Source organism: Bacteroidota bacterium, from assembly GCA_039714315.1.
Taxonomy (GTDB): domain Bacteria; phylum Bacteroidota; class Bacteroidia; order Flavobacteriales; family JADGDT01; genus JADGDT01.
Genome location: JBDLJM010000003.1, coordinates 64,992 through 75,835, shown reverse-complemented (window position 1 = coordinate 75,835; position 10,844 = coordinate 64,992). Strand labels below are relative to the sequence as shown.

12 protein-coding genes and 5 tRNA genes are annotated in these 10,844 nt (G+C 34.1%); 5 read left to right on the top strand and 12 right to left on the bottom strand.

From position 1 onward, the window contains the following. On the top strand, window positions 1-258 hold a 258-nt coding region (locus ABFR62_01085), incomplete at its 5' end, for a hypothetical protein (GenBank protein MEN8137006.1). Between the two features lie 217 nt (window positions 259-475). On the opposite strand, the gene kdsA is transcribed toward ABFR62_01085, so the two are convergent. The 9 genes from kdsA to ABFR62_01040 all read right to left on the bottom strand — a co-directional run bounded on the left by kdsA (window position 476) and on the right by ABFR62_01040 (window position 4,770). Beyond that, the gene (gene kdsA / locus ABFR62_01080) at window positions 476-1,291 is read right to left on the bottom strand and encodes a 3-deoxy-8-phosphooctulonate synthase (GenBank protein ID MEN8137005.1); all 816 of its coding nucleotides are present in this window, start codon (window positions 1,289-1,291) and stop codon (window positions 476-478) included. A gap of 179 nt (window positions 1,292-1,470) precedes the next feature. After that, window positions 1,471-2,130 carry an FKBP-type peptidyl-prolyl cis-trans isomerase gene (locus ABFR62_01075; protein ID MEN8137004.1) on the bottom strand — a complete coding sequence of 220 codons (660 nt, stop codon included), beginning with the start codon at window positions 2,128-2,130 and terminating at the stop codon, window positions 1,471-1,473. Window positions 2,131-2,297: 167 nt separating this feature from the next. Next, the gene (locus ABFR62_01070) at window positions 2,298-2,987 is read right to left on the bottom strand and encodes a DUF6873 family GME fold protein (GenBank protein MEN8137003.1); all 690 of its coding nucleotides are present in this window, start codon (window positions 2,985-2,987) and stop codon (window positions 2,298-2,300) included. Next, the gene (locus tag ABFR62_01065; GenBank protein ID MEN8137002.1) at window positions 2,971-3,978 is read right to left on the bottom strand and encodes a radical SAM protein; all 1,008 of its coding nucleotides are present in this window, start codon (window positions 3,976-3,978) and stop codon (window positions 2,971-2,973) included. The genes ABFR62_01070 and ABFR62_01065 overlap by 17 nt, the downstream gene beginning before the upstream one ends. Window positions 3,979-4,152: 174 nt before the next feature. Further along, window positions 4,153-4,225 (bottom strand) — tRNA-Lys (locus tag ABFR62_01060). A 23-nt stretch (window positions 4,226-4,248) separates the two neighbouring features. Next, window positions 4,249-4,335 (bottom strand) — tRNA-Leu (locus ABFR62_01055). 86 nt (window positions 4,336-4,421) lie between these two features. Next, window positions 4,422-4,494 (bottom strand) — tRNA-Lys (locus ABFR62_01050). Window positions 4,495-4,559: 65 nt separating this feature from the next. Continuing rightward, a tRNA-Lys gene (locus ABFR62_01045) sits at window positions 4,560-4,632 on the bottom strand. A gap of 65 nt (window positions 4,633-4,697) precedes the next feature. Continuing rightward, window positions 4,698-4,770, bottom strand: a tRNA-Lys gene (locus ABFR62_01040). Window positions 4,771-5,104: 334 nt separating this feature from the next. Here ABFR62_01040 and ABFR62_01035 point away from each other — a divergent pair. Next, window positions 5,105-5,638 carry a shikimate kinase gene (locus ABFR62_01035; GenBank protein ID MEN8137001.1) on the top strand — a complete coding sequence of 178 codons (534 nt, stop codon included), beginning with the start codon at window positions 5,105-5,107 and terminating at the stop codon, window positions 5,636-5,638. Between the two features lie 83 nt (window positions 5,639-5,721). Here ABFR62_01035 and ABFR62_01030 read toward each other — a convergent pair whose 3' ends face one another. Beyond that, window positions 5,722-6,219, bottom strand: a complete 498-nt coding sequence (locus tag ABFR62_01030) for a phosphoribosyltransferase family protein (GenBank protein MEN8137000.1) — start codon at window positions 6,217-6,219, stop codon at window positions 5,722-5,724. Between the two features lie 171 nt (window positions 6,220-6,390). Here ABFR62_01030 and ABFR62_01025 point away from each other — a divergent pair, with 171 nt between their 5' ends. Beyond that, window positions 6,391-7,353, top strand: a complete 963-nt coding sequence (locus tag ABFR62_01025; GenBank protein ID MEN8136999.1) for a T9SS type A sorting domain-containing protein — start codon at window positions 6,391-6,393, stop codon at window positions 7,351-7,353. A 145-nt stretch (window positions 7,354-7,498) separates the two neighbouring features. On the opposite strand, the gene ABFR62_01020 is transcribed toward ABFR62_01025, so the two are convergent. Then, a complete protein-coding gene (locus tag ABFR62_01020) occupies window positions 7,499-7,897 on the bottom strand; it encodes an RNA-binding S4 domain-containing protein (GenBank protein MEN8136998.1) in 399 nt (132 codons plus the stop codon). 294 nt (window positions 7,898-8,191) lie between these two features. Here ABFR62_01020 and ABFR62_01015 point away from each other — a divergent pair, with 294 nt between their 5' ends. Then, window positions 8,192-8,881: a hypothetical protein gene (locus ABFR62_01015; GenBank protein ID MEN8136997.1), complete on the top strand. Its 690-nt coding sequence runs from the start codon at window positions 8,192-8,194 to the stop codon at window positions 8,879-8,881. Next, window positions 8,871-9,539, top strand: a complete 669-nt coding sequence (locus ABFR62_01010; GenBank protein MEN8136996.1) for a hypothetical protein — start codon at window positions 8,871-8,873, stop codon at window positions 9,537-9,539. Before ABFR62_01015 ends, ABFR62_01010 begins: the two co-directional genes overlap by 11 nt. A gap of 85 nt (window positions 9,540-9,624) precedes the next feature. Here ABFR62_01010 and ABFR62_01005 read toward each other — a convergent pair whose 3' ends face one another. Continuing rightward, window positions 9,625-10,842, bottom strand: coding sequence for a class I SAM-dependent methyltransferase (locus ABFR62_01005; GenBank protein ID MEN8136995.1), 1,218 nt, complete (start codon window positions 10,840-10,842; stop codon window positions 9,625-9,627). Window positions 10,843-10,844 lie beyond the last annotated feature (2 nt).

Below are 10,844 nucleotides of genomic sequence, written 5' to 3'. Positions count from 1 at the left end.
ACTGCAACAAAAAGGATGCCGCCTCTATCCCTCACGCTGAGCTGGATAAATACAAAAGGAAAAATACTTTTTTCTTTTGTGTTTTCAGAACAGTGTAATCGGGATGCGAAGCAATCCCTCACGCTGAGCTGGATAAATACAAAAGGAAAAATACTTTTTTCTTTTGTGTTTTCAGAACAGTGTAATCGGGATGCGAAGCAATCCCTCACGCAGATTGATGATAATATGATTGATTTTTCAAATAAAACTAAAATTTAGACTAAATATACTTCTAAAATTATATTTGGCTATGCGGATTTTTATAGATGGCAGAATCTTTTAAGTTTAGACAAATTCTGGTCTATGGAGTATATGCTTTATTTGTGTCGTATTATGTTTATTAAATTTAATTTTTCACAAACTTAGGCTGGTATTAAAAGCAAATAAGGGCTCCACGTTTAGTGAAACCCTTACTAATAATATTTTATTTAAGTAACTAGAACTTGTTAACAGTCTGTCTTATCGCAACCAACTTCTTCATTAAGTCTTCAAAATGATCGAGGTGTAGCATGTTGGCCCCATCCGACTTTGCATTAGCTGGGTCGAAATGTGTTTCTATGAAAATTCCGTCGGCACCTGTTGCAATTGCTGCTTTACCGATAGTTTCAATCATATCCGGTCTTCCTCCTGTAACTCCCGAAGTTTGGTTGGGTTGTTGTAAAGAGTGTGTTATATCCATAACAACAGGAGCGTATTCCTTCATTGTAGGAACCCCTCTAAAGTCAACAACCATATCCTGATATCCGAACATAGTTCCGCGGTCGGTGATCATAATATTGTTGTTTCCGCTTTCTTCTACTTTAACTACAGCGTGTTTCATCGACTCAGGTGCCATAAACTGACCTTTCTTTAAGTTTACGTGTTTGCCGGTATTAGCTGCCGCAACAACCAAATCGGTTTGACGAACCAAAAATGCAGGAATCTGTAAAATATCTACATATTCGGCAGCCATAGCGGCATCTTCGTTTGTGTGAATATCTGTAACAGTAGGTATACCAAATGTTTCGTTTACTTTTCTAAGTATTTTAAGAGCTTTTTCATCTCCAATCCCTGTAAATGAATCCAGTCTTGAACGGTTAGCCTTTTTAAAAGAACCTTTGAAAACGTATGGAATTTTCAGTTTATCTGTAATTTCAACTACGCGCTCTGCAATTCTCATTGCCATTTCTTCTCCTTCAATAGCACAAGGCCCGGCAAGTAAAAAGAAATTATCACTGTCTAAATTCTTTATTAATGGAATATTTTTAATCATCTTAATTATGTATTGAACTGCTTAACTGTAAATTTACAGTTTGACAGGTTGTTTTTATTTAAAAATAATCGATAAAACTTGAACAAAATTAACCATTTAAAAACAAAAAAATAACCCCCAAGCAATAATTACTTAGAGGTTAATGAATATATTTTTTTCAAATCTTAAATCATATATCACTAGTGTCCGCATCCACAAGAATGACCTTCTTCGTGGTGATGTCCTTGTCCATCAGTATTGCAGCTTCCGCCACCTTCACCTTTGTTTTCACAACCACAAGAGTCTCCTTCACCATGTCCGTCCGATGAGCAGCTTCCTCCTCCGTGACCGTGGCCACCTCCGCTACCGCATCCACAACCGTGACTTGGTGGGTTTAGTTCTTCTTCAGTAGCTTCTCTAACTTCTATGACGTTTCCTTTAAAAACTATATCAATTCCTGCCAAAGGATGGTTGAAATCAATAGTAACTGTTTCATCAGTAGAAGACTTTACATAACCGTCTAAAACGTTGCCGTTTCTGTCGCGCATAGGTAATTTTTTACCAATTGCAAATAATGATTGGTCAACAGCACCATTCACACGGAATGTTTCTTTCGATAGTTCATAAATAGCTTTAGGATTCGATTCACCAAAAGCATCACCCGAAGGGACCTTAATTTCGAAATCGTCACCGGCTCTTAAGCCAATTAATCTTTCTTCGAAAAATGGAATAAGTTTTCCTTGTCCAAAAACTATTTCCATTGGATTATCCACCGGAACATCTTCTATAACTCTACCTTCTGTAGTGTTTTCGAAAAGTGTATATGTAAATTTTGCTACTTTCTCGTTAAGAATTATCATATCTATCTCATTTTTTCTAAATGGAGGCGCAAAAGTACAATAAAAAATGTGTAGTAGTTAATTTATATGCTAAGTTTTGATAGTTAATGATTAATGAACTATAATTTGTTTTTATAGTATCAGAATTAAATCGGGAAACAGTAGCTTCAAATCCTAAACCTGAACTCCTAAATCCCAAAAAAAATCCCCCCGCCATCATAAAGGGGACCATCGTAAAGTTCAATGATTTCAATATTGTTTTTAAGTAGAAAAACCCTGATAGCTTCACCTTCGGGATGATGTTTTAAACTGCCAATAAGATAGAATTTACTGTTGTGAATTCCGTTTGTTCCGCCAAAGAAACCATAAGGGAATCCCGGTAGTAAAATCGATTTTGGATCTACCAATAGTACATTAAATCCTAGGGCAGTTAACGATTTTTCTATTCCTCTGTCTGAGCTGATGAAATTATTGTCATTAATTGCTGATAAGCTGCATCTGGTGTAAGCCTGGGGTAGGTTAATAACCTTTTTGTCTGTAAATGTCGATATAACCTTTTTGTCTGTAAATCCTTTTTTATGAATCAGGTAATTGTTTGTGGCAATGCAGTTGTACTGAGTTGAATTGTTTAATTCTATACCAACTTCCTTTTCTCCAAAAGAGTATTTTACATTGTGAAATTCCAGAAATTTGATCAGTTCTTTAGGCGAATTAGGAGCTATGATCAGGTTCTCTCCATCCTGGCAGATAAAAATATCGGGATGCCCTGAAACTTGTTCATAGGTAATTCCACTACTTTTGAATTCAAATACATCGAATTCTTCTTTTAGTTTTTCTATTGCTTTTTTTGGAGCTCTACTGTCAATGATTGCCCACATAAAAATCAAATTTGTTTAAACTGTCATCTCCGAATATTTTTACAGACTTATATTTTTTTAGTAATTTATTTTTGTTTTTGGCTTTGTAGCCAACGGCAAAATTAACCTGACTAGGATTTACAAATATCTTAATATCTTCTTTGTTGTTATCTGTCATCTTTAGTTTGTCTGCCCAAACTTCGGTCATTACCATTTCTTTAAACGATGGGTGGTAAGGTCCTGCCAACAGGCTCTTGTCGTCTTCAAACTCTTCGGAAGGGTGTAAGCCCGTTCTTAAAACTTTAATGTTAGCATCTTCGAAAAGCATTATTATATCCTTCGTCCAGTTAACAGCATTATCAATACTAAGAGCTTGGTATTTACCTTCTTTGTATTGTTTGGCCAATGCTGTTCCTTCTATTACCAGTGTTGGGTAGATTCTGGTTGTTTTGGCTCCCAGTTCTATTATTTTTTCTGCAGTATAAATAGATTTTGCCTTTGTGTCGTTGGGGAGGCCTAGCATCATTTGCAGACCGAGTTCAAAACCGTTTTTATTTATTAGTTTGGAAGCAATCTCAACATCTTTTACAGAGTGTCCTCTTCCTGCCTTAACAAGAACGGATTCATCTAAAGATTGGGCTCCTAATTCGATAGAAGTTACTCCGTATTTTTTCAACAGATCCAAAATATCCTGATTTATGTAATCGGGTCTGGTAGAAAGTCTTATTCCTTTTATTTCTCCTGATTTAACATAGGGCAAAGTGCTTTTTAGATATGCTTCCTGTAGTTCTGTTGGTATACCGGTGAAACTTCCGCCAAAAAATGCAACCTCTACATGGCTGTTTTCATAATCTATTGTAGAAAGCCATGTGTCAATTATTTTAGATATTTCTTCAGGTCTGGGAACTTCTGCTGTACCACTGATTTTTTCCTGATTGCAAAATACGCACTGATGCGGGCATGCGAGCTCAGGTATGAAAACAGGAATGTTATAATGGCGAATTTTCTTCAAAAAATATGTTTTATGGCTACAAAAATATTGCTTTTAATAAAAAATTGCAGCAAAATATGTGCAAAAAAAAACACCAACCTTATTTTGGTTAGTGCTTATTGCTTTATTATTGTTATGTGTTTAATTATGAACTAAATTCATTTAATATTCAAAATTCATAATTAAAAATAAAAGTGACCTGGCTGGGGCTCGAACCCAGGACCCTCTCCTTAAAAGGGAGATGCTCTACCAACTGAGCTACCAGGTCATTAATAATTCACATTAAATAAATGGTGCCCACGACTGGAGTCGAACCAGCACACCCTTACGAGCACAGCCCCCTCAAGGCTGCGTGTCTACCAATTTCACCACGTGGGCTTTTCTCATTATGAATTAATAATGTTTTATTATGAATTAAATTCATTCAACATTAATTATTCAAAATTCATAATTAAAAAGAACAGTGACCTGGCTGGGGCTCGAACCCAGGACCCTCTCCTTAAAAGGGAGATGCTCTACCAACTGAGCTACCAGGTCGAAAATTTATGATATCTGATATGAAAAACAAATCATATATCAAAAATCATAAATCTTCAATATAGTGACCTGGCTGGGGCTCGAACCCAGGACCCTCTCCTTAAAAGGGAGATGCTCTACCAACTGAGCTACCAGGTCGAAAATTTATGATATCTGATATGAAAAACAAATCATATATCAAAAATCATAAATCTTCAATATAGTGACCTGGCTGGGGCTCGAACCCAGGACCCTCTCCTTAAAAGGGAGATGCTCTACCAACTGAGCTACCAGGTCAAAACGATTACCGTTTTGCGGGTGCAAATATACTATGTTTATTTTATTTCACATCATTTATTTGGGAGGAAATTTTAAAAAATATTCAAACGAAAGTTTGAGAGATTGCAAACAGTTGTTTATGGGTGTGTTATGTATAAGTGGAGTAGTAAATTTAATAAAGAAATTGAAGATAATCTAATCTGAAATAGAATTTAGAAAGATTTTTTTTTGATTTCAATTGTACTTAAGTAGTGAAAAAACGCCATAAATTTTAAGCTTCAATTTTTTTCAACTTTTTTTGTATAAGTTTATTATTGGTTAACTTCGACCACTGAAATTGAATATAGATTTTATGGCAGTTATTACGTTACTTGGATATATGGGAAGTGGTAAGTCTACCTACGGTAGCTTACTTGCCGAGAAATTAGGATATAGTTTTGTAGATCTCGATGATTATATTGTAGATGAGTTGAAGATGTCTATTGCGGAAATTTTTCAAGCAAAGGGAGAAAAATGGTTTAGAGAGTATGAATCCGAGTCATTGAATAAGCTTATAAAATCTGATGGTAATATCTTATTGTCTTTAGGGGGGGGGACACCGGTATACAATAATAACATGGAGTTGATAAACAGATATTCAAAGTCGATATATCTCAATGCCTCTGTTGATACTCTATATGAATATTTGAAAAATGCCCGTAGTAAGCGTCCGATAATAAAAGATTTATCTGATGTAGAGCTTTACGAGTTTATACTTAAGCATCTGGGGAAAAGAAGAGAATATTATAAAATGGCCAAATCTTCGGTGATTACGGATAAAAAAACTATTGAACAGATAGTTGATGAATTAGAGCAAATAGTTTTGGCTAATCATGACTTGCACTAGAAATGATATCCAATTATTATGATAGAAGGTCTGTATTTTACTTGAAAAATACAGACCTTCTATTCATTTTATTTTTAAAAAAATTAAGATAAATAAGCTCTATCTTTACCATCTTCGAATATTACTTCTATTCTTTCGTGAAGGGAGGTTGATAGAGAGATACCTTTAAAATCTGCTTTTATAGGGTATTTTTTGTGATTTCTGTTTACCAGTACGGCCGTCAGGAATTTCTTAAGAGGAACACTAAGAAAATGTCTCATTCCATAAATCAATACACCTCCGGAGTTTAATACATCGTCGATCAATACTATAGATTTATCTTTGAGCTCTTCGAGGGGGATAGAAGTTTTAACCGGTGCCAAAATATCCTTCTTATTAACGAAAACTTCGACTGTGATTACTTCAAGCTTAGAAATATCTCTAATTTGTTCAGCAATTTTATTAGTCATAATGAAACCATTACTCGAAATACCGGCTAAGTAAATAGTAGTTTCATTAGTATTTGCTTCATAAATCTGATAAGCTATTCTTTTTATTTTGTGCTTAATCTCTTCGTTGTTAAGAATCAAATTTTCTTTCATCTCTAAATTTTATTAAAAATCAAAAATAATGAATCATAACATAATAAAGATATTTCTGGGCTTAATTTTCAAAAGAATAAAGGTTTGGTTGGGTAAATTCACTGTAAATCAGTAACTTACATCAGTATGATTTTCAGGTGGGTAAACATAATAACAGTCATATCTTTCTTTATGATTTTTGGCCAATTATATGGTCAGGAGTTTTCTGTGGAAAACCCTAAATCAGATTTTTTATTTGATATAGAGGAGTGGCGTTATGATAACTTGTCGGACATTGAGGCGAAATTTAACCTTGCCAGAGATCACGAACATATTGAAACTAATATAGATTTGCCAACATTTAAATTTCCTGGTGATTGGGAAAAGTACTCTGTTGTAAAAAAAGTTAAGTGGCTGGCAGATAAAGAAAGAAAAGACAGAAATCAGAAAGGTCTGGAAGAAATTAACAAAAACCTTAGTAAGATAGCTGAGCAGGCTTCAAAAGATCAGATAAAGAACTACCATCAAATATCCGGTTCGGGCAAAGGAGTAAGTGTTATTTTGAAAAATGATAGTTTTATTGATAAGGATGCGGAGTACACTGAATTATTGCGCAATAATGAAGAATTAGTGAATAATCAAATTTTTACATTTATTAATGATGTTAAGGATATTCCGGTTTTGGAAATGATATTTTTTAATTGGATTTATGCCGATTCTGATAATGAATGGAAATACAGGAATTTTATTCTCAATACTAAATTCAAAGAAAATGGAGGAGATTCTTATTCGGAAGGTTTTATAGGAGCATCTTTATTAGATATTCCTGTTATTGGAGAAAAGGATACTCATTACATTTTAGCAGTACAATTTTATGATCCCGGTAATAACTGGAATTATGGAGTGAAATCTCCCATAAATGAAAGTTTGGAATTTAGTGTTTATACTACTGAAGGTATATTGAATTTAACGATAAATGAGGCTTCTGACTCCTTAAAAGTTGAAGTGTATAATTTATTGGGACAGCAGGTAATAGATAAAAAAGTTGATCGTGGAGTAAATAATGCCTTCACAATCGATGGTCCTAAGGGCTATTATTTGGTAAAGGTTAGTGCCAATAGAAAATCAAAAACTGTTAAGGTGTTAATACCATAGCCGTTTAATCACTTTAATTGATGTTTCCCATGTTATAGATTTTCCATTCGAGGCGTAAATATATCTCTGCCAATGCATCTTGCCAAACAAAGCTATAGCGGATAGCCGGAAATAGCGCAAAAAAACAAGACATGGGAAACTTCAGTTACTTTAATAAATCATCCCATTCATCATCTTCGTCTTTTTCAAAGTAAGTGTCTAAATCGCGTCTGTCTCGTTTCGTAGGTCGACCTGTACCCCGATCTCTAAAATAGTTTTTTGAGTATTTTAATACATCAAGTTTATCCGTTTCTTCTTTTGGAGTAACATTAATGCAGTAATCTGCGACAAGTTTTGCGCCGACTCTGCTTTTCGGGATATCCAGAACCTTGTATTCGTAGTTAATTTGATTTTTTCTGACTCTGATAATCTCATTTAGTTTAACTTCTCTTGATGATTTTACAGGTATATCATTAATAACTACCCTGTTTTTTTTACATGCTTCAGCAGCCTGACTTCTGGTTTTATAAACCCTTATACTCCACAAATATTTATCTATTCTCATATGCTTTTCACCTTAATTATTTAATAATCAAAGTTTAAATGTCACATTCATTATTGTCATTTTTCTTCATTAGTAAAAAAATACTTATGAATGCTTCAATTGTCTAAAAATTGTATCTTGCGTCGCCAAATATACGTGAAGATTTACTCACAATAAAATTTGAAGATTAGAGTTTAACTTAACAACAATTAATATATTACAGAATAGATGAAAGGAGCATGACAATTGACCTGAAAGGGAATATAAATTTTGTCTTGTGAATACGATTTATCCTATTTAATTAAATTTATAAAAATGAAAAAAATATTTTTACTTTTTGCTATATTTACTTTAGCTATATCGTGTAATAAGGATGAGGAAGAAGAACCGTTAAGCCCTGCAGAACAAGCCCTGGCAGATGACGCAGAAATTGTTGAGTATATGAAAACTCATAAAATTGTTTTTCTGGATGGAGTTTGGCAGAATAATATAGACTGGAAAGTTGAAGAGATATTAGAAGATGATCCTGAAGGTACAGAATCATTATTTGATATAATGGGAGCTAATGTAATAGAGAATGTAAAGAATGGAATAAATTATAAAATGTATTATCATTTTGTAGAACAGGGAGGAAGCAGCGATTTTGTGGAAGAGACTGATGAATTCCATGCTGATTATACTGTTTCATATTTATCAGGATCAATACTTGAAACTACGGGTAGCAAATTGGATGCTACAAAGTTTACATATGATACAGAGTCTCTTTATAAGGGATGGCAATTAATATTGGAAATTTTACATACCGGCACTTTACCAAATGCTACACCTCCATCACTTCCTGATACATACAGGAGTATAGTTGAAAAACCGGGTAGAGCGATAATTTTAATACCATCAGGTTTGGCAATTGGCGATGCAGGCGATGTAACGCAAACATCAAGGATGCCTTTACATTTTGATATGGTAATTTATAATAAAACAACTGTTGAAACTGTTGAGGAATAAAAATAGTAACATATTATTTCTGATAATTCTTTTTTTATCAATTATATCTTGTGTTGATAACGAGGTGATATCTGTTGCAGAACAGTCAAAAATTGATGATGAATTAATTCAGGAGTACCTTAGTACACACAAACTTGATTCTTCTTTATACGCAAATGACTTTATAACCCATATTAACTGGGAAATAGTTCCTGCAAATGAAGGAGATTCAACTCTTACCGATATTGCAGTAAAGGATACAATTACTTCCGGAGGGGTTGTTTATTATTCCTATTATATTAAGGTTGAAGAAGGAAAAAATAAAGATGAAAGTGAAGCCAAAGATTTAATGGTTGTTGATTACCGGGAGTTTTTATTAGACAATAGTGAACTTTCTTCATCAAAAGACGATCCGGAAGCATTAGAGCTTGAAATTAAATCCAGGATTAATGGTATTAGATTAGGTTTAAAGCATTTCAATACAGGTATTGTTCCGACAGACAATGTTAATTATGATCCAAGATCGGATATTGAAGGTCCCGGCAGGGGAATATTAATTTTTCCTTCGGGATTGGCACATGGAGATTTGGACCTGGAAGATAAACAAATAAAACCCAACCAACCGTTGCGTGTTGATTTGGTTCTTTATGAGAAAAAGGATTTTCCGGTAGAGGAGTAGTGTTGGAATAATTTATTAGCAAAAAAAAACAGCTCAATTTTTGAATAAATTGAGCTGTTTTTTTATTGAAAAATATAATGTTTCTCTAGCTAATTCTTTTTATTTGGGCCATGTAGAATCCGTCATAACCCGATTCGGATGGAGAAACTTTATTGTCTTTAATTAATTCGAAATTTTTATGGTTAGCTAAGAACTTTTCAACCTGATTTTCATTTTCCGAAGGAAGAATAGAGCAGGTGGCGTAAACAAGTATTCCATCAACTTTTACCATTTTGCTATACCTGTCAAGTATATCAGCCTGAGTTATTTTAATTTCATCTAAAAACTCCGGCTTTAATTTCCATTTGGCATCAGGGTTCCTCTTCAGAACTCCTAATCCTGAACATGGAGCATCAAGTAGAACTCTGTCAGCTGATTGCTGCATCCTTTTAATTACTTTCGACGATGTAATTTCTCTTGTTTCTATATTGTGAGCTCCGTTTCGCTTGGCTCTCCTTTTAAGTTCCTTCAATTTGCCGGAATAAATATCCATTGAGACTATTAATCCCTTATTTTCCATTAATGAAGATAAATGAAGTGTTTTTCCTCCTGCACCGGCACAGGCATCAACTACTCTCATTCCGGGTTTAACATCCAAAAATTCAGCAACTAGCTGTGATGAAGCATCCTGTATTTCGAAAAAGCCATTTTTAAAGGCATTAGATGTAAATACATTCTTTCTTTCAATAAGCTGAAGAGCATCGGGGTAATTGTCTAATTTTTTTGTTTCAATACCGTCTGCCTGAAGAGAAGCCTGTAATTCATCAATGGTAGCTTTTAGTGTATTAACACGTAATACTACCGGAGCTTGTTCGTTTAAAGCCTTAATTTCATTATCCCACTTTTCGCCTAACTCTTTCTCACCCAATTCATCTAACCAGTCAGGGATCGATTCTTTGAACTTTCTTTCTTCACGGAGCCTGTTGTAAGTCTTTTTTATTGTGTTTTCGGGTATTTGATTACCTACTTCTGGCCATTGATCCGGTAGATAATAGTCGTTCATTGTAGCCCAAACAACAAACATTTTCCAAACATTTTTGTTAGTATAATGTTCTTTTACCCCTGCTATTTCCGAATAAATTCTTTTCCAGCGTACTATATCATAAACTGTTTCTGCAATAAAACCTCTATCTCTTGATCCCCATCTGCTGTCTTTTTTTAAGGCTTTTTCTATTACCTTATCAGCATACATTTCTTCTTTAAATATATGCTCCAGTGATTCAATTACTGCAAGAACCAGATTCCTGTATAGTCTTTTTTTCATCT

Coding starts and splice junctions, on each gene's coding strand:
- ABFR62_01030 (MEN8137000.1), bottom strand. CDS start 6,219: ATGAAAGAAAATTTGATTCTTAACAACGAAGAGATTAAGCACAAAATA.
- ABFR62_01020 (MEN8136998.1), bottom strand. CDS start 7,897: ATGAGAATAGATAAATATTTGTGGAGTATAAGGGTTTATAAAACCAGA.
- kdsA (MEN8137005.1), bottom strand. CDS start 1,291: ATGATTAAAAATATTCCATTAATAAAGAATTTAGACAGTGATAATTTC.
- ABFR62_01070 (MEN8137003.1), bottom strand. CDS start 2,987: ATGTGGGCAATCATTGACAGTAGAGCTCCAAAAAAAGCAATAGAAAAA.
- ABFR62_01075 (MEN8137004.1), bottom strand. CDS start 2,130: ATGATAATTCTTAACGAGAAAGTAGCAAAATTTACATATACACTTTTC.
- ABFR62_01025 (MEN8136999.1), top strand. CDS start 6,391: ATGATTTTTGGCCAATTATATGGTCAGGAGTTTTCTGTGGAAAACCCT.
- ABFR62_01005 (MEN8136995.1), bottom strand. CDS start 10,842: ATGAAAAAAAGACTATACAGGAATCTGGTTCTTGCAGTAATTGAATCA.
- ABFR62_01015 (MEN8136997.1), top strand. CDS start 8,192: ATGAAAAAAATATTTTTACTTTTTGCTATATTTACTTTAGCTATATCG.
- ABFR62_01035 (MEN8137001.1), top strand. CDS start 5,105: ATGGCAGTTATTACGTTACTTGGATATATGGGAAGTGGTAAGTCTACC.